This is a genomic window from Pedobacter sp. TM02, from assembly GCF_059705275.1.
In genome coordinates, this window is the sequence record NZ_AP046530.1 from 3,320,991 (window position 1) to 3,338,636 (window position 17,646).

General features: G+C 45.1%; 16 protein-coding genes. 11 read left to right on the forward strand and 5 right to left on the reverse strand.

All coding sequences use genetic code 11. The features are described from left to right. The first annotated feature begins 202 nt into the window (after positions 1-202). From AC6H1S_RS14205 to AC6H1S_RS14215, 3 genes are all read left to right on the forward strand, one after another. Positions 203-1,657 carry a glycoside hydrolase family 30 protein gene (locus AC6H1S_RS14205; protein ID WP_497564019.1) on the forward strand — a complete coding sequence of 485 codons (1,455 nt, stop codon included), beginning with the start codon at positions 203-205 and terminating at the stop codon, positions 1,655-1,657. 117 nt (positions 1,658-1,774) lie between these two features. Beyond that, positions 1,775-2,242, forward strand: a complete 468-nt coding sequence (locus tag AC6H1S_RS14210; protein ID WP_497564020.1) for a hypothetical protein — start codon at positions 1,775-1,777, stop codon at positions 2,240-2,242. A gap of 207 nt (positions 2,243-2,449) precedes the next feature. Continuing rightward, positions 2,450-3,196: a DUF2185 domain-containing protein gene (locus tag AC6H1S_RS14215; RefSeq protein WP_497564021.1), complete on the forward strand. Its 747-nt coding sequence runs from the start codon at positions 2,450-2,452 to the stop codon at positions 3,194-3,196. Here AC6H1S_RS14215 and AC6H1S_RS14220 read toward each other — a convergent pair. Both AC6H1S_RS14220 and panB read right to left on the reverse strand, forming a co-directional pair. Next, a complete protein-coding gene (locus tag AC6H1S_RS14220) occupies positions 3,193-3,879 on the reverse strand; it encodes an RluA family pseudouridine synthase (RefSeq protein ID WP_497566030.1) in 687 nt (228 codons plus the stop codon). The two genes, AC6H1S_RS14215 and AC6H1S_RS14220, sit on opposite strands and share 4 nt — an antisense overlap. 72 nt (positions 3,880-3,951) lie before the next feature. Continuing rightward, positions 3,952-4,767 (reverse strand): 3-methyl-2-oxobutanoate hydroxymethyltransferase, encoded by an 816-nt coding sequence (gene panB / locus AC6H1S_RS14225; protein WP_199139180.1) that lies wholly within the window; start codon positions 4,765-4,767, stop codon positions 3,952-3,954. 311 nt (positions 4,768-5,078) lie between these two features. Between panB and carA the strand changes: the two genes are divergently transcribed. From carA to eno, 5 genes are all read left to right on the forward strand, one after another. Continuing rightward, positions 5,079-6,191: a glutamine-hydrolyzing carbamoyl-phosphate synthase small subunit gene (gene carA / locus AC6H1S_RS14230; protein WP_199139184.1), complete on the forward strand. Its 1,113-nt coding sequence runs from the start codon at positions 5,079-5,081 to the stop codon at positions 6,189-6,191. 219 nt (positions 6,192-6,410) lie between these two features. Beyond that, the gene (locus AC6H1S_RS14235; protein ID WP_199139185.1) at positions 6,411-7,178 is read left to right on the forward strand and encodes an ABC transporter ATP-binding protein; all 768 of its coding nucleotides are present in this window, start codon (positions 6,411-6,413) and stop codon (positions 7,176-7,178) included. Between the two features lie 143 nt (positions 7,179-7,321). Beyond that, positions 7,322-8,413, forward strand: coding sequence for an ABC transporter permease (locus AC6H1S_RS14240; RefSeq protein WP_497564022.1), 1,092 nt, complete (start codon positions 7,322-7,324; stop codon positions 8,411-8,413). A 245-nt stretch (positions 8,414-8,658) separates the two neighbouring features. Then, positions 8,659-9,216 carry an NADPH-dependent FMN reductase gene (locus AC6H1S_RS14245; protein WP_497564023.1) on the forward strand — a complete coding sequence of 186 codons (558 nt, stop codon included), beginning with the start codon at positions 8,659-8,661 and terminating at the stop codon, positions 9,214-9,216. A gap of 252 nt (positions 9,217-9,468) precedes the next feature. Further along, on the forward strand, positions 9,469-10,764 hold the full coding sequence (gene eno / locus AC6H1S_RS14250) for a phosphopyruvate hydratase (RefSeq protein ID WP_199139189.1): 1,296 nt from the start codon (positions 9,469-9,471) through the stop codon (positions 10,762-10,764). Between the two features lie 70 nt (positions 10,765-10,834). On the opposite strand, the gene AC6H1S_RS14255 is transcribed toward eno, so the two are convergent. After that, positions 10,835-12,988: an alpha-N-acetylglucosaminidase gene (locus AC6H1S_RS14255; protein WP_497564024.1), complete on the reverse strand. Its 2,154-nt coding sequence runs from the start codon at positions 12,986-12,988 to the stop codon at positions 10,835-10,837. A 201-nt stretch (positions 12,989-13,189) separates the two neighbouring features. Between AC6H1S_RS14255 and AC6H1S_RS14260 the strand changes: the two genes are divergently transcribed. Continuing rightward, positions 13,190-13,492: an FtsB family cell division protein gene (locus AC6H1S_RS14260; protein ID WP_199139193.1), complete on the forward strand. Its 303-nt coding sequence runs from the start codon at positions 13,190-13,192 to the stop codon at positions 13,490-13,492. A gap of 181 nt (positions 13,493-13,673) precedes the next feature. After that, complete coding sequence (locus AC6H1S_RS14265) at positions 13,674-14,171, forward strand: hypothetical protein (RefSeq protein WP_497564025.1); 498 nt, start codon at positions 13,674-13,676, stop codon at positions 14,169-14,171. On the opposite strand, the gene AC6H1S_RS14270 is transcribed toward AC6H1S_RS14265, so the two are convergent. After that, positions 14,168-14,779 carry a trimeric intracellular cation channel family protein gene (locus AC6H1S_RS14270; RefSeq protein WP_497564026.1) on the reverse strand — a complete coding sequence of 204 codons (612 nt, stop codon included), beginning with the start codon at positions 14,777-14,779 and terminating at the stop codon, positions 14,168-14,170. The two genes, AC6H1S_RS14265 and AC6H1S_RS14270, sit on opposite strands and share 4 nt — an antisense overlap. Continuing rightward, positions 14,779-16,863 carry a hypothetical protein gene (locus AC6H1S_RS14275; protein ID WP_497564027.1) on the reverse strand — a complete coding sequence of 695 codons (2,085 nt, stop codon included), beginning with the start codon at positions 16,861-16,863 and terminating at the stop codon, positions 14,779-14,781. Before AC6H1S_RS14275 ends, AC6H1S_RS14270 begins: the two co-directional genes overlap by 1 nt. Before the next feature lie 70 nt (positions 16,864-16,933). On the opposite strand from AC6H1S_RS14275, the gene AC6H1S_RS14280 reads away from it, so the two are divergent. Beyond that, a complete protein-coding gene (locus tag AC6H1S_RS14280) occupies positions 16,934-17,620 on the forward strand; it encodes a L,D-transpeptidase family protein (protein ID WP_497564028.1) in 687 nt (228 codons plus the stop codon). Positions 17,621-17,646 lie beyond the last annotated feature (26 nt).

Here is a 17,646-nt window from a genome sequence, read left to right on the forward strand (position 1 = left end):
GGCTAAAAACAGCATGCGCATCAAGCGTATTATCCCATTTTTTTGACCTTCCCAATCAATTTTTCAACTCGAATAGGCCTTGCCAAAGGTCTGGTTTAAATCGATATTCATGTTATTTTTAGGGTTCCAAGTAATGGCAGTCAGCCCTTAAGACCTTGGCATCGCTGCCCTTGCCTAACAAAAATCAAATTCAACCCTAACCATGAACCTCAAAAGCCTTTTATCCATTGCCATTGTAACCGTTATACTGATTTCGTGCGCCTGCAAAAAGAGCAACAAAACCCCCAAAGCACCCGATCCCGTTGTACCGCCAATAACTACTCCAGTGGCCAGCGATGTGGCTTTTTGGCTAACCAAAGGCGACCAAACCGCCTTGCTCGAAAAACAGAATGTAGCGCTCAATTTTAGTGCAGCCCTTAACGGCAATACCACCATCGAAGTAGACGATGCGCAGGTTTACCAAAGCATTGATGGTTTTGGCTATACCTTAACCGGTGGCAGTGCCACTTTGATCAATAACTTGCCTGCGGCTACTAAAGATGCCCTGCTTAAAGAACTTTTCTCTACCGAAGACGGCGCCATAGGCGTAAGCTACCTGCGCGTAAGCATTGGCGCATCAGATTTGAGTGCACAGGTGTTTACCTACAACGAAAGGCCTGCCGGACAAACCGATGTAAACCAGGACAATTTCTCTATCGCAACCGAAATGACCGATTTGATACCCGTTTTGAAGAAAATCTTGGCTATCAATCCAAACATCAAAATATTGGGTTCGCCATGGACAGCGCCCACTTGGATGAAAACCAACAATGCCTTTAAAGGAGGCAGCCTAAAGCCCGAATATTACCAGTCGTACGCCACCTATTTTATCAAGTACATCCAAGCCATGAAGGCTCAGGGCATTACCATCGACGCCATTACCATCCAAAACGAACCGCTGCACCCGGGCAATACGCCAAGCATGTATATGGAAGCAAAAGACCAGGCCATTTTCATCAAATCGGCTTTGGGTCCAGCCTTTAAAAATGCAGGGATTACGACTAAAATCATCGTATACGACCACAATGCCGACCGACCGGATTATCCCTTAACTATTTTGGCCGACGCTGCAGCCAATCCTTATGTAGATGGCTCTGCTTTCCATTTGTACGGTGGCAATATTTCGGCCTTGAGCGATGTGCACAATGCCTATCCAGACAAGCATGTATATTTTACCGAGCAATGGGTTGGCGGCCCAGGCAATTTTGGCAACGACCTTAAATGGCATGTTTCTACCCTTATTGTTGGCGCTACGCGCAACTGGAGCCGCAACGTACTGGAATGGAATTTGGCTGCCGACCCCAATTATAACCCGCATACGCCAGATGGAGGCTGCACCAGTTGCTTGGGCGCCCTCACCATCGGTTCGAGTGTAAGCAGAAACGTAGCTTATTACATCATTGGTCATGCTTCTAAATTTGTACGTCCGGGTTCATACCGCATCGGTTCTACCCAGAACAATACTTTGGCCAATGTAGCCTTTAAAAATATCGATGGCAAAAAAGTACTGGTTGTTTGCAATAATGCCAACACCGAACAAAGCTTTAACATCAAATACAATGGCAAAATGGTAACTACTACCTTGCCCGCAGGTGCGGTAGGCACCTATATTTGGTAACGATTTTCATATTTGTGATATGATTGATTTAGTTAGCCTCGCCACAAGCGGGGCTTTCTATTGCCAAACATTTCTTCGTTTTGCTTGTTAATCAGTTTGATCATTCAACTTTAAGCTATGAAAAGATACTTTTTTGCACTAGCGGCCTTTGCAACCTTATTTATGGCATGCCAAGGCAACAAATCGGAACAGGCGACCACAGATACCTCGGCTTTAGATACCAATATTGTAAGCACAACCCCTCAGCACTGTTACCAGTATATCAAAAACAGAGATACGGCCAAACTCTCTTTCATGACCAGTGGCACCATCACCACAGGCGAACTGAGCTACCACTTTGCTGAAAAAGATAGCAACAAAGGCATTATCAAGGGCGAAATGCGTGGCGATACGCTTATTGCCGATTATACCTTTAGCTCGGAAGGCAAAGAATCGGTACGGCAGGTTGCTTTTCTGAAAAAAGGCGATCAGATGCTGGAAGGCTTTGGCGACGTGTTGGAAAAAGACGGCAAAATGATTTTCAAAGACCTGCATACGCTAAAGTTTGGTCAGCCGATTATTTTCGATAAAACCGAGTGCCATTAATATTGCTATTTAAAACACTTCAAGGATTTCATCAAATTCCTAAAAAGCCTCAGGCAAAAGCAAGCGGTGTTAATCAATGGCAAAAAATATGCGCTGAGTTATAGATTTCCTTTTCCGAATATCAATTAGGTTAAAAAGAGCTACCCCAACCGGCCATGAGGCTTAAAATCACATTAAAATTGTATTTTAGGCCAGCAGATTTTAACTATGGATAACAACTTCGAAAACTTCCCGCCCATTGGAGGATTATTGGTTTCTAAAATGATCTTCGATGAAAACCGCAAGCCGCTTTTTATGTACCGAAACAAATCAACCCGTCCAGAAGACAGCGGCTGGAAAATATTTAGCGGATTTGAGAGCGAAGCCTATACCGACGATCCTCGAAATATTATCATTTGCAATCCTTCCACCCTTTTAAAAGTCGATCCTACGGTAGCTCCGTTGTTGCTCAAAGGTGTAGGTTCGGTTTACGAGCGCGAAAACGAGCATTCGGATTGGTACAGGGTGAGCGACTATCCGCTCAATGACGATTTTATGGTGAAACACAAGCTCACCGAAAATTGGACCATCGACATCAATAATCTTTTTGAACGTCGTGTGGAAGATAATGCATCTTTGCTTTATACCACTGGCGATAAATCGGTAAGGCTTTCCATTTGGCTAGAGGAAGGGCAATCGCAAGCGCAACTGAAGACGCATTTTGAACAGACTGGATTAAACCGAGACCAATCGCAAGCCAAAACCATCCAAACTTTCGATTTTTCTGACGAACAGGTGGCCCGGGTAGGCTACCAAATCAAAGAAGCAGACGCCGATAAAACCTACGACGTCATCTACACCTTCAACCTCATCGCCGGCGAAGTGCTTGCAGCGGTTTTCTATTTTGACGAACCTGCCGATCTGGCTTGGGCCATCGAAACCTGGAAAAACCTGAAGTTAAAAGACGGAGCCTAGAACTGTTCAAACTTTTCCCAAAAACCGTCAACCGGCAATTTGGCAAAAATAGAAACTGGTTCTTTTTGTACAGGGTGGATAAACTCGAGCTTACGGGCATGCAAACAAATGCTGCCTTTACGGCTGCCGCGCGGATAGCCGTATTTGTTATCGCCTACAATGGGGCAGTTTAGGGTTGACAGCTGTACCCTGATTTGGTGCGAACGGCCGGTTAAAGGATTAACCTGCAGCAAATAATAGCCCCCCACTTCGGCCAGCAACTTATAATCCAACTCAGACCGCTGACTGTTGGGCACTTCCTTGTTATAAGCCGTAACCAGGTTTTTCTGCGGATTTTTAATCAGCCAGTGTACCAGGTTGCCTTCGGGCTTGGCCGGCTTGTTGCGCACCACGGCAAAATAGGTCTTGCGCACTTCACGGTTCTTAAAAACGGCATTCATCCTTTCTAACGCCTTGCTAGTTTTGGCAAACAGGATAACGCCGCTTACCGGCCTGTCTAAACGGTGCACCACCCCCAAAAAAGCACCATTAGGCTTGTTGTATTTTTTGGCAATGTATTTTTTAACCTGCTCGTCCAATGGCTCATCGCCGGTCTCGTCAACCTGCACAATATCGCCGGCACGTTTGTTAACGGCAATCAAATGGTTGTCTTCGTATAAAATATCTGATTCGGTAATGGGCATTTTTCTTTTCTTTTCGTCACTGCGAAGAGGCACGACGATTAATAGTTGATTAGCACTTGCTTATCCAAGGAACTAATACTGTTCTTTTTCGTTCGGGAAATCAACTGCTTTCACATCTTTGATATAAGCTTGGGCAGCGTCTTTAACGCCCTCGTACAAATTCATGTACTGGCGCAAAAACCTTGGCTTAAAGCCTTTGGTCAATCCGATCATATCGTTAATCACCAGCACCTGGCCATCGCAATGCGGACCGGCACCAATGCCAATGGTCGGAATTTGAAGGCTTTCGGTAACCTCTTTGGCCAGTTTGGCCGGTATTTTTTCGAGCACAACCGCAAAACAGCCCGCATCTTGCAGGGCTAGAATATCTGTTTTCAGCTTTTCCGCTTCCGCCTCGTCTTTGGCCCTTACCGTGTAAGTTCCAAATTTGTAAATCGATTGCGGGGTAAGACCCAAATGGCCCATAACCGGAATGCCCGCCGTGATGATACGCTGCACCGATTCTGCAATTTCGGCACCGCCTTCCAGCTTTACGCCATGGGCACCAGACTCTTTCATGATCCTGATGGCCGAGTTGAGGGCCTCTTTAGAATTGCCCTGGTAAGAACCAAAAGGCAGGTCTACTACCACAAAAGAACGGCTGGCACCACGCACTACGCTCTGCGCATGGTAAATCATTTGGTCGAGCGTAATGGGCAAAGTCGTTTCGTGCCCAGCCATTACATTCGAGGCCGAATCTCCAACCAATAAAACATCCAGGCCCGCATCGTCTAAAATGGTGGCCATCGAATAATCGTAAGCGGTCAACATCGCGATCTTCTCGCCACGTTGCTTCATCTCTTGCAAGATGTGCGTAGTAACACGCTTAATTTCTTTGTTTACAGACATGTTTTTTGTTTTGTTAAACAAAATTAGGTTTTATAGCCGAGATATCTCTTTTTTATTGCTTTTTGTGCGTTATATCACACTATCCTTACAGAAACCGTAACCAGGCCGCAAAAGCCCAACAAGGCCAAGAATAAAATATCTCAAAAAACTGATAAAATATCTTGAAAAAAGCTGACTAAAAACGTACCTTTGTATCCTGAAATGAATGAATTCAGTCAGACTTCCTTGCCTTCCCTCAAAAACGGCATAACCGTTACGGAAATCCATTCTTTTTTATCTTTTTTCACCACTAATTCTTATTGTAATTCAAAATGACTAACTACACCAAGTTACCTGCAATTTTGTTATTGGCCGATGGCACCGTTTTTTATGGCAAGGCAGCAGGTAAAATCGGGACCACCACTGGCGAAATCTGCTTTAACACAGGCATGACCGGCTATCAGGAAGTATTTACAGATCCTTCTTACTTTGGTCAGATTATGGTAACCACCAATGCCCATATTGGAAATTATGGCATGCACAAAGACGAGATAGAATCAGATTCTATCAAAATAGCAGGTTTGGTTTGCAAGAACTACAACATTTTATACAGCAGAAAAGAAGCTTCCGAATCTATCCAAGACAACTTCCAGAACGAAAATATTGTGGGCATCTCGGAAGTTGACACCCGCGCACTGGTTCGCCACATCCGCAACAAGGGTGCAATGAACGCCATTATTTCGTCGGAGATTACCGATTTGCAGGAGCTGAAAAAAAGATTGGAAGCTGTACCTCCGATGGATGGATTGGAACTTTCGTCGCAGGTATCAACCAAAGAGCCTTACTATTATGGCAATCCTGAGGCAAGCTATAAAGTTGCCGCCTTGGATTTGGGCATCAAAAAGAATATCCTTCGCAATTTCGACGACAGAGACATTTACGTTAAAGTTTATCCTGCCAAAACTACTTTCGAAGAAATGGACAAATGGGGCGCCAACGGTTATTTCATTTCAAATGGCCCCGGCGATCCGGCCGCTATGCCTTATGCCATCGAAACCGTTAAAGCTATTTTAGATGCCGACAAACCGATGTTCGGCATTTGCCTGGGCCACCAATTATTGGCCGAAGCCAACGGCATTGGCACCATGAAAATGTTTAATGGCCACCGTGGCTTGAACCACCCGGTTAAAAACATCATCAAAAACCATTGCGAGGTAACTTCGCAGAACCATGGTTTTGGTGTTATTCCAGACGAAGTCAGAAATTCGGACAAGGTTGAAGTAACCCACATCAACCTTAACGACGATTCGATAGAAGGCATCCGCGTCAAAGGCAAAAAAGCCTTCTCGGTACAATACCACCCTGAATCTTCGCCAGGCCCGCACGACTCTCGCTACTTGTTCGACGATTTTGTAAGCATGGTAAAAGGCCAGCTTTCTTGGTAATATATTTTTACAAAGTCTTTAACCCATACTTAAAGCCTCTTATCTTCCATTCGTCGGAAGTATAGGAGGCTTTACCCGTTAAAAACATCGCTTTATCGGCATTTTGCTACCATTCGTACAAAATTCATTTTCTATTCACCTAAAGCTTCTTACATTTATCGAATAGAAAGCAAGCCCATAAGGCCTTGCCTCTCTAAACTATAACAAAACCAATTAGCAGTGGAAAATAAAAACGCCATTATCAGCGTAAAAGACCTGGTAAAGAACTATGATGATTTCAAGGCCGTTAAAGGATTGAGCTTTGAAGTTTACGAAAACGAAATCTTCGGTTTGCTTGGCCCCAATGGCGCCGGCAAAACCACCACCCTCGAAATCATCGAAACCTTACGCAAAAAAACAGCCGGAGAAGTAATTGTAGATGGCTTTTCGGTCGACAGCGACCCTAGCGCCATCAAGGCAATCATCGGCGTACAGCTACAGGCTGCCGGTTATTACCCCAACCTGAACCTGGTAGAGCTCCTCGAGCTTTTTGGCGGCCTCTATGGCGCCGACATCAAGCCGATGGAAATGCTGGAAAAAGTAAACCTGCAAGATAAAGCCAAGGCCAAATACAAAGCCTTGTCTGGCGGACAAAAACAACGCTTTTCTATTGCCACTACGCTCATCAATTCGCCGAAAATCATCTTCTTAGACGAGCCGACCACTGGCCTCGATCCGCAAGCCCGCAGAAACCTCTGGGATTTGATTACCGAAATCAGGAACAATGGCACTACGGTAGTCATTACCACCCACTACATGGACGAAGCCGAACAGCTTTGCGACCGCGTTGCCTTTGTAGAAAACGGACAGATCATTGCCCTCGACACCCCAGACCAATTGATAGACAATTTGATTGCAAGTGGTTTTGAGCGCAAAAAAGAAGTAAAAAAAGCCAACCTGGAAGATGTATTTATCAACCTGACGGGCAAAGAATGGCGAGAGGATTAGATTTCGGCCAAAAGGCAGTAGTCCATGGCCGATAGTTTACGGTCGGGAAGCTGATCGTCAGTCGACAAAGCATACAGCAACAATAACCGCTACACCAACAACCTTAAAACTTTACAACATTTTAACTCAACAATAAACGTAAAATGGCAAAAACATACAATCATACTAAAGCTACATTGGCGCTAGCCAAGGCCAGTTTCAGGTCAATTATGCGCAGTCCGTCGGCAGTGGTTTTTACCTTGGCCTTCCCCCTGATCTTTATCCTCGTATTCGGATTTCTGGGCGGTGGCGGCACCAAGCTGGATGTAGCCGTAGCTCCTGATTCTGACCTGCAGAACCCTATTATTAGCGCCTTGGAAAAAGTGAGCGTAGTGCGGCTGAAAAAAGGCGACAACCTCGACAACATCAACAAAAACCTCGAAAAAGGCAATTACGACGCCTTGATCAAAGTAGAGAAAAACCCTTCGGGACTTCCTGCTTTCATTACCACCGTTAAATATACTTCGGCCTCTATGGACAAAGGCAACATTTTGCGTTCGGTGCTCAATGAACTTTCCTACAAGCTGAATACCCAAAACATGAAGCCTACCGTAACCGAAATCAGGGCTACCACCGTTGAGGGTCGTTTGTACCGCACCATCGATTTTATTTTGCCGGGCCAATTGGGCTTCTCGCTGCTCAGCACCGGTGTATTTGGTACGGCTTTCGTTTTCTTCAGCTTACGCCAGAACCTGGTGATCAAACGCTTTTTTGCCACACCGGTTAGGCGTTCGAGCATTGTATTGGGCGAAGGCATTGCCCGCATTGGCTTTGCTTTACTGGGCGCTTTGTTCATTATCCTAATTGGCCATTTCGCCTTCCACTTTACGCTCATCAACGGGGCAGCCACGGTTATCAACATGTTGGTGCTGGCTACGCTGGGAGTCATTGTGTTTATGGGCTTTGGTTTTGTGGTTTCGGGTTTGGCCAAGAGCGAGAGCACCATTCCGCCGATTTCGAACATCATTACCTTGTCGCAATTCCTGTTATCGGGCACCTTCTTTTCTATTGATGCCTTTCCAAATTGGTTGCAACCCATCAGCAGGGCTTTGCCGTTAACTTACTTAAACGATGCCATGCGCAAAGTAGCCTTTGAGGGCGCCAATCTATGGGATGTTAAACACCAGATGCTGATCATGCTAATTTGGGGTATCGGCATCTATGCCGTGGCCGTGAAAACATTTAAATGGGAGTAAAGACGAAGTGAATTGATTCATTGGCTCAATAGTATCATTGGTTCATTGGGAGACCATTGAAATCACTAGCTAATTAATCGATTGCTGTAAATCGGGAAGACACCTCCCGATCAGCTTCGAACTGTCATAGGGTCCTTGTTGGTATTCTTCACCAACAAGTTTCGATGATCATGCAACAAAACTGCCAACCATTAATTATTAGCTGTAACCATCTTGCGTTTTAACGTAAATCCTTATCTTAGGGCATGAAGAAGATAGCCATCCTTTCGGCGAGCGTGAGAAACGGCCGAAACAGTCACCGCGTAGCCTTATATTTCAAGAATTACCTGCAAGCGCACCAGCTAGCCGAAGTTAGCCTGATCGACCTGAACGAATACGACTTTCCTATTTTCGAAGAACGGTTAAGGTTTATTCCTGATCCTTCTGAGGCCATGCTCCGCTTTGCCAGCCAAATTACCGAAGCGGAAGGGATTATTATCGTTACGCCAGAATACAACGGTGGCTATCCGGCCAGCCTTAAAAACGTCATCGACTTATTGTATGCCGAATGGAAACGCAAGCCTCTGGCCATTGCCACGGTTTCGGCCGGCGCCTTTGCCGGATCGCAGGTGATTACCTCCCTGCAGTTCAGCCTCTGGAAAATAGGTGCATTGGTTGTTCCTGCCATGTTCCCTGTGCCCACGATAGACAAAACCTTTAACGAGCATGGCGAACCCGCCGATAAGGAAGGAACCGACAAACGTGCAAACGCCTTTGTGAGCGAACTGCTTTACTGGATGGATGCCAAGGCCAAAATGGGCTAGCCTACCTCCTCTTTTCAACCATAATTTTTAAACCATTACCCATACCTGCCGGCCATTGCAAAAACAATTGCCGGCTTTTTTATTGACCCTTATTCGTCAAGCAAAAAACTCATTTTCAAACCAATAAACCTCAAAAACACAAAAAATAAAAGTATACATTCTGATAGTTTAAAAATTATTTTAACTTTGGATACGCCCTACCTAATTGTATGTTTTACACTAAGGGTATTTTTTAATCAAATCAAAAATAAAATGAGTTTAATAATTGATGTCCATGCAAGGCAGATCCTCGATTCGAGAGGCAATCCGACAATAGAAGTTGAAGTAATTACAGAGAATGGCCAAATGGGTCGTGCGGCGGTTCCATCTGGAGCCAGCACTGGCCAATACGAGGCTGTTGAGCTTCGCGACGGCGACAAAAAGACTTACATGGGCAAAGGGGTATTGAAAGCCGTTGAGAATGTAAATACGAAGATTGCCAAAGCTTTGCAAGGCGTTGATGTTTTTGAGCAAAACCTGATCGATCAGCTGATGATCGACCTGGATGGCACCGAAAACAAAGGTAATTTAGGCGCAAATGCCATTCTTGGGGTTTCTTTGGCTGTGGCCAAAGCTGCCGCACAAGAAAGCAGACAGCCTTTATACCGTTACATTGGTGGGGTTAATGCCAATACCTTGCCTATCCCGATGATGAACATCATTAACGGTGGTTCGCACTCTGATGCCCCTATCGCTTTTCAGGAATTTATGATCATGCCTGCTGGCGCGCCATCATTCTCCGAAGCTTTGCGTTGGGGAACCGAAGTTTTCCATAACCTGAAAGCCATCTTGCACGACAGGGGCCTATCTACTGCAGTAGGTGACGAAGGTGGTTTCGCTCCTACTTTCGAAGGCACCGAAGATGCCGTAGAAACCGTATTGAAAGCCATCGAAAAAGCAGGCTACAAACCAGGTGTCGATATTTTCTTGGCCTTAGACTGCGCCTCTTCAGAGTTTTACAAAGACGGAAAATACGATTACACCAAATTTGAAGGCAATAAAGGTGCCATCCGCACAAGTGCCGAACAAGCCGAATACCTGGCCCAATTGGCTGCCAAATATCCGATTATTTCTATCGAAGACGGCATGGACGAAAACGATTGGGACGGCTGGAAATTATTGACTGAAAAAATTGGCGACAGGGTTCAGTTGGTAGGCGACGATTTGTTTGTAACCAATGTTAAACGTTTGCAAAAAGGTATTGATACTCACACGGCAAATTCTATTTTGGTGAAGGTAAACCAGATCGGTTCTCTAACCGAAACCATCAATGCGGTAAGCCTGGCCCAAACCAATGGCTACACCTCGGTGATGAGCCACCGCAGCGGCGAAACAGAGGACGTTACCATTGCCGACTTGGCGGTAGCCTTAAACTGTGGCCAAATCAAAACCGGTTCAGCTTCTCGCTCAGACAGGATCGCCAAATACAACCAATTGTTGCGTATTGAAGAAGAATTGGGTGCTGCTGCCCGTTTCATCGGCAAAGATTTTAAATTCTTGAAAAAATAAGCAAATCTATAGCCTCGTTAAAGGCATCAAAAACGCCCGATAAGTTTTATCGGGCGTTTTTTTGTTGGGTTTATTTTAAAATCCGATCAATCAGCTCGTTCAGCTTTTGCGCCGGAAGCGGTTTGGGAACATACAATTCGGCTGTTTCCGACCATTGTTTTTCCATGGCAAAATAATCCGGCAAACCGACTTCCTTGCCATTCAGCAAACTGCGTTGGTAATCTACAAATGCTTTCCAACGGGCCAAATACAATGAGCCCAACAAACCGTTCCATTCTTTGTGGGCATAATCGCGCAGGTCTGTTTTTGGGTAATCGCCACCCCAATAGGTAAGTTGGCTTTTTGCATTTTTGAGGGCATTTTTTCTTTCCAACGGCTCTTTGCCGGCCATGGCGATAGCTTGGTTCAACCAACGATTTAGCGTAAAAAACCGGTTGTTGGCCAATAGCGAATCCTGCTGCAAAATTAAGTGCAGGAATTGTCGGTTGCTTTGCTCGAACCTGGCTTTATCTTTTTGCTCAATGGCTTGGCTCAACTGCTGATAAACCGCCAACGAACGGTTAGACAAAACCTGTCTTACCAAATCGATCCGGTCTACCTGATAGGTTTCGCTCCCTTTAAAATTTGCCTTTGCCGCATTAAATGAGCGTGCAGCATCCTTAAATGCCAAGGTATCGTAATTGCGTGTTACCGTTCCCCAAGAAGATACGGTTTTGATGCCAAGCGCCGGTCTGGCACACAGCAAAGATTCTGAAGGCCCTTCCTGATAAACCGTCGGACTGTTGTAGGCTGTTGCCAATAACTGTTGCCAAGCCTTTTCCAGGTGAGCATCACTTTTACCATAACGGTATTTTTGATAGGCCCTTAGCCAATTGGCTACATTTAATTTCTCTTGGTGCCAGCCTAGTTCCAACATTAAATCATAAGCCACCGGGTTATTGTAGATTCCTTCGGGAATAATGCCTACGCCACTTAAATATTGGCCGTATTCGCCGGTTTTGGCTTTGTAAACCTCTGTTGCAAAACGCTCCAAACGTCCATAAATACCATTTTTTTCGCCAAAATTGCTCACGTTGCTCCAAATAAAAGGCGTGCCCTGATAGGCTTTTGTCTTTTCGTAATTGTTGGTATTTTCGCCAAAAAGCTCAATAATCAGCGCATGTTGCTTGTCAACACCTTCGAGCAACTTGGCCGAAGGATTATTGCCCCAGCCTTGCAATACCCAGGTACTTTGCGGAAAACCGGCCTGCATATCCTGCTGTATTTTTTGAGCGGCGAAGCGCACGTCGAGCCCTGCGCTCGAACCACCTTCATGAAAAGGATCACCCCCGAAAAAGTGCAAATCCTTTCCGTAAAGTTTTTTCATCTCATCATAATAGATCTTGGCCAGCTTATCGAACCAAGGATCGGCAGGGTTTAAAAAATCAGGACGTACAAATCCGCCAACCCATTTGTTTTGTGGAACAGTTGAAGCCTTTAGTTTATCTTTTAAGGTAGTAGGTACCATGCCATAAAAGCCATGCATAACTGGTTCGATACCCAATTGGGCCATGCGCTTTAAGATCTGCTGCTGCAACTTGGCTTGCCGATCAATATGCTGCTGACTTACAGGTCCACCCCAACCTTCGAGGTTGCCCATCAGCCACCATGCCGAAAATGCCGGGCCGGGTATAAACTGGAGGGTTTCAGCCTGGCTATAGCCCACTTTTTTGAGCGTATTTTGCCAAACGGCCTCCATACCAACCGGAGCAAGCATTAGATTAACGCCGTTTAAGGCCATCCAATCGAGCTCTTTTTCCCAGTCGGCCCAAGTATAAAAACTCATGGAATAATTAATGGTGCAATAGTTCAAGGCGTAGCGGAATTGGTAAGGCGAACTGATCCTTACTTTTTCCTTCATCTCAGGCATTTTTTTTACCGCCGATAGGTTATCGCCCATGTGGCTCAGACTCCTGTAGCAATAGTATTTGAGGTACCAACCCAGGCCTTGAGCGGCGGCGCTTGCGCTCGATGCGGCAATGCTTACCGTTTGTTTATCGGTACGCAGCTCAAAAACATCGCGGCCATCGCTGGCTTTAATACTCGAAAATTTAAGATGGGTTGCCAACCAAGGCACGCGTCTTTGGGCAATGGCCTTAACTGGGCTAAAATCCTGCTCGTAGCCTGGTGCCATGCCAAGGCACAGCAATACGGCCATAAAAAAAGGTCTGCTTATCAATTTCATAAATAGAGGATGGATAAATGATCCTGCAAGCTACTAATTTATAGGCATTGTTAAAGGTCGGAAAATCGAAATGCTGGAAGGTTTAAGGCCAGGCCAACCCAAAGCTGTTAACAAGTGGATAAATGCATTTGTAAAACAGTTAATGTTTTTAAATCTTCGGATGTTTTTATTTAATCCTATATTTACAACGGATTTTTGGATATGAAGAAGTTAGTAGAGCTTTTGCGCAATAAATATTTCCTGGCTATCGTTGCTTTTGTAGCTTGGATGTTGTTTTTTGATAAAAACGATGTCCTTTCGCAATACGAGTACCGTACCGAAGTAAACAAGCTGCAGCAAGAAAAAGACTTCTATCTCAAGGAAACAGCTATCGTAAAAAAAGACCTGAAAGAGCTGGACAGCAATTTGGGCACTGCCGAAAAATTTGCGCGCGAAAAATATTTCATGAAAAAAGACAATGAAGATGTTTTCGTGATTGTCCATACCAACGACAAAAAGAAATAGGCCGATTGCTTGCCCGCAAGCGGTTTAGCCACTCCACAAAACCAATTAGATTTAATATTTTCGATCCAATGCCTTATCTTCGCTTAAGGGAGGATTTGCAACGTTGTCAATACTGCCGAAGCCTTGCCTAAAATAACCCTAAGCTCATGATGGCTTCATCGCCGATTAAAAATGTAGACAGATGAAAAAAGTAGCCCTCTTTTTAGGATTGCTGCTGGTTTGCATGGGGTATTCGCATGCGCAGGACTTGCCTAACCTTAAACACATCAAACTTAACAAAAAGGCTCATTTTGCCAATACGGAACCTTTGGCGCTCAAAGTTATCGACTATCTGTTTCAAACCCCTATCGACAAGAAAAACAAATCGCGTATGGAAGCAGGCCACTTTCTGATCGACTGGATGAACGGCACGCCCGAATATACGTTCTACCTGGAAGAGAAGGAAACCAATTTCTTCAACACCGATTCAGACCTCACCCTGATGTACATGGCCAGCATGACCAAATTCATGCTCGAAAACAAAAACATTAAAGACCAAAAAACCATTGTACTGGGCAGCATGCGCTTGTTGCTGCCTTACCTGAACCAGCAGGAAGATAAAAAAAACTGGCCAAAAGAACTCTGGGAGCTTAACGATGCCAACCAAAAGGGCAAGCTCGAACAATATCTCTATCCTTAATAGCCAAATTTAGGCAACGCCAATTTGTAGCGCACCACCACTACCCTTAAGGCAAAAATAAAGGCAATGACAATAATTTTCGCTACATCAGCCTTGAGGTTAAAATACAACAGGGCAAAATAAAGAACGCCTCCCAGTATACAAGCCGTGGCATAAATCTCTTTCCTGAAAATGAGCGGAATGGTATTGAGCAGGGTATCTCTGATGATGCCCCCGAAACAACCCGTAATGGTACCCAAAGCCACACAAATACCCGGGCTCAAGCCAAAAACTATTCCTTTTTGCACGCCTACCATGGTAAACAGTCCCAGCCCAAGCGAGTCGAAGAGGAAAAGTGTAACCTTAAACTTTTTAATGTGCGTTTTGAAAAAAATAGTGGCTAGCGAAGTAACCAGGATGAGGAGGCAATAGTTGACGTTGCGCATCCAAGCTACCGGCGTATCGCCCAGCAACAAATCGCGGACGGTACCGCCACCAATAGAGGTTACAAAGGCAATGATGAGCACGCCAAATGGATCAAGGCGTTTTTGCATGGCGGCAAAGGTACCCGAAATGGCAAAGGAAATGGTGCCTAGGGTTTCGATGATATAAGTGCTGCTGAGTTCCATTATGCTTCGCCGTTACGTTTTCTTAAAAACCACTCGGTGGCCAGCAGCAAGATAATCAAAATAAATATCCATTTCAGGCTAATCAGTTCTTCGTATTTCCGGTCTTCGTAACTGATGGTTTTAACCTGTCCGTTTTTCTCCAATTCATCAGCTATTTGCAACAGATCGGCTGGCTGGTACAGCTTGCCGTTGCTCTGTTGCGCCATGGTGTACAGCAACTGGTGATTGGCCGTGGTTTGCTGGTATTCGGCAATAAGGGCATTGACATAAAAAGCGCCCGAAGCAGTATATTTTTTGTCGCCCAAGGCAGTAGATGCCACAAAGGTATAATTGCCCTGCGGCAAGGTGCCCGCATTGAGGCTATACCCTGACCCGAATTTAGAAAAGGTATAGTTGAATACCTTGCCTTCGGCATTTTTGAGCTGTACTTTTACCTCGGGCGTATTGACAGGTTCATAGGCTTCGTTGTATAAAGTGGCATTGAGCACTACATTCTCGTTTTCTTCGAAGGTATTTTTGCTGGCATACACCTTAAACTTGCGCTTATCGTCTTTTACCGAAAGGTATTGAACGGTTTTGGCCACCAATTCGTTTACCAAAGGCAGGCTTTGTTCGTTCTTGGCTTCTTCCAATTTCCATTTCCAAATGCCTTCGCCAATTAAAAAGCCTGTTTTTCTGCCATTATCATCTACAAAGAACAACAACGGATTTTGCGTATTTACCCTACCAATCCGCTGATTGAGAACGGCTGTATAGTTGCCATTGACGGTTATATTGGCAAAAGGCATGAGCAGGGGATCATAATCGTTCAACTGTTTCAATGCCGGGGCATCGAGGTTAAAGGCTGTAAAATTAGGATCGGGATAAGGGAAGATTTCCTGCAGGGAACCTGTAGACCTGCTCAAATTCAGAACATGCTGCGCCTGGTTAAAGGCTCCGATATGGCTTTGGGCGCCTACAATATACCACGTAGGCAAACGCAGTTCCTGTAGCTTGGCAATTAAGCCCGCAGCCAATTGGCTATTACCCGGCAATTGGTACAAGATGGCCAAGCTGTATTGATGAACGTCAACGCTGTTCAAGTCATCGCCTAGGCTTACGCTTACTTCATAATGCTTGTTCCGTTCTATGGCCTGCTTCAGCACGGTAATATCTGGATGTGGAGCGGCAGCGGCCAACAAAACTTTTTGGCGGGCATCAATTACTTCAATAAAAATGGTTTGGCTGTTGTTCTTTTCGGTGGCCTCGTTCTTTACCGGCGAAACGTTCAAAGTATAACGCTGTATGCCTATTTTATTGGCTTTAAGCTTTACCTGTACATTTTTCACAAAACTGTTGCCATCAATCGCGATACTTTGCTCCAGTATTTTTTTACCATTTTCGGCCATGCTCAACTGCGTACTTTCGCCTTTGCCGGCATAAGCCTGCACTTCTACATCGAGCGTAAATTCGTTATCGAGATAAACCAGGTTGTTGTAGTTGACGTTGGCAATCAGCACATCGCGCTTCGGAATGGTATCGCCCATGGCAATGGTATACACCGGGGCCTTGATCTTGTTCAATTCGTACAAAGGATTGCCGCCACGGTTAAAAATTCCATCACTGGCTATAATAATAGCACCTACGTTACGGTTCAGCAACTCGTCGTTCAGCTGATTAATCAAAGCCGAAGCATTACTGAGCTTGCCTTGTCCGGAAAAATCAAGCCCGCTTTTAACGCTGTCGCTAAAGCTATACGTTTTGACTTCATATTTGCCAGAGAGCTGATCGGCCAGCTTTTTCAGGTCTTTTTGATATTGCTGCTTGTTGAAGCCAGCAGGCTCTACCTGGTCAACAGAGATGGAATTGTCATTAGCCAATACAATGATGGGCTTTTCGGGTGTGTACGAAATTCGTTTAACCAAAGGCGCAAAAAGCAACCAGGCCAAAATGGCAATGGCCAACACCCTGAAAACAGCCAAGGCATAGTTTAGTTTGGCCGGAAGGTTTTTGTTGGCTCCGTAAAGCAGCCAGGCATAGAGGCAACCCAACACAAGGCAGGCCAAAAAAGTAAAAATAGAGGATGCAGTAAAGAAATTGCCCATAGCTTTAAACGTAAAGATGCTAAATTTCTAAAAAAATCAACGTAATTTGTTTGCGAAATAGCGCAAGTAAATGAAAAGATTGATCAAACTTTTATGCTTATTGGCAATGACAACTACGGCAATGGCCCAGAGCGGCTTTAAGGAAAGCCAACTCAAATTTGAAAGGGTAAAAGAAGCTTACGACCAAAAATGGGCTAGCCTGCAACAAGACTTGCTGAAAGCAGGTTTTAAAGGCGATTTCAAATTAAAGATCATGGCCTACAAAGCCGAGGGCAAATTGGAGCTCTGGCTCAAAACCGCATCGCAAACAGGATATAAGTTGTTCAGAACCTACGATTTTTGTGCGCATTCCGGCACATTGGGGCCTAAGGTAATTGAAGGCGACGGACAAACCCCTGAAGGTTTTTACAAAATCAACGTGTTTAACCCGATGAGCAGTTTCCATTTATCGCTGGGTGTTGATTACCCCAATGCGACCGATTTGGCCAGAACCGGCAAAGACCGCAAACCGGGTGGCGATATCTACATCCACGGCAATTGTGTAACGGTAGGTTGCATTCCGCTCACCGACGAAAAAATAAAAGAGGTCTACGTATTGGCCGTAGAAGCTCGCAATGCAGGCCAGCAAGACATTCCGGTAAGCATTATGCCGTTTAGGATGACCAAGGCCAACCTTGAGCGTTACCTCAAGGCTTATCCTTCGCAAAAGGCTTTCTGGGAAAGCCTATACGCCACCTATATCAAGCGCAATGGCTAACGGTAAAACTCTTACTAGCCATGCTT

What these genes read in the sequence shown, in the direction of transcription:
- AC6H1S_RS14280 (WP_497564028.1), top strand. Translation starts at nt 16,934, where the DNA reads ATGAAAAGATTGATCAAACTTTTATGCTTATTGGCAATGACAACTACG.
- carA (WP_199139184.1), top strand. Translation starts at nt 5,079, where the DNA reads ATGACTAACTACACCAAGTTACCTGCAATTTTGTTATTGGCCGATGGC.
- AC6H1S_RS14265 (WP_497564025.1), top strand. Translation starts at nt 13,674, where the DNA reads ATGAAAAAAGTAGCCCTCTTTTTAGGATTGCTGCTGGTTTGCATGGGG.
- AC6H1S_RS14260 (WP_199139193.1), top strand. Translation starts at nt 13,190, where the DNA reads ATGAAGAAGTTAGTAGAGCTTTTGCGCAATAAATATTTCCTGGCTATC.
- AC6H1S_RS14215 (WP_497564021.1), top strand. Translation starts at nt 2,450, where the DNA reads ATGGATAACAACTTCGAAAACTTCCCGCCCATTGGAGGATTATTGGTT.
- panB (WP_199139180.1), bottom strand. Translation starts at nt 4,767, where the DNA reads ATGTCTGTAAACAAAGAAATTAAGCGTGTTACTACGCACATCTTGCAA.
- AC6H1S_RS14210 (WP_497564020.1), top strand. Translation starts at nt 1,775, where the DNA reads ATGAAAAGATACTTTTTTGCACTAGCGGCCTTTGCAACCTTATTTATG.
- eno (WP_199139189.1), top strand. Translation starts at nt 9,469, where the DNA reads ATGAGTTTAATAATTGATGTCCATGCAAGGCAGATCCTCGATTCGAGA.
- AC6H1S_RS14255 (WP_497564024.1), bottom strand. Translation starts at nt 12,988, where the DNA reads ATGAAATTGATAAGCAGACCTTTTTTTATGGCCGTATTGCTGTGCCTT.
- AC6H1S_RS14245 (WP_497564023.1), top strand. Translation starts at nt 8,659, where the DNA reads ATGAAGAAGATAGCCATCCTTTCGGCGAGCGTGAGAAACGGCCGAAAC.
- AC6H1S_RS14270 (WP_497564026.1), bottom strand. Translation starts at nt 14,779, where the DNA reads ATGGAACTCAGCAGCACTTATATCATCGAAACCCTAGGCACCATTTCC.
- AC6H1S_RS14220 (WP_497566030.1), bottom strand. Translation starts at nt 3,879, where the DNA reads ATGCCCATTACCGAATCAGATATTTTATACGAAGACAACCATTTGATT.
- AC6H1S_RS14205 (WP_497564019.1), top strand. Translation starts at nt 203, where the DNA reads ATGAACCTCAAAAGCCTTTTATCCATTGCCATTGTAACCGTTATACTG.
- AC6H1S_RS14240 (WP_497564022.1), top strand. Translation starts at nt 7,322, where the DNA reads ATGGCAAAAACATACAATCATACTAAAGCTACATTGGCGCTAGCCAAG.
- AC6H1S_RS14275 (WP_497564027.1), bottom strand. Translation starts at nt 16,863, where the DNA reads ATGGGCAATTTCTTTACTGCATCCTCTATTTTTACTTTTTTGGCCTGC.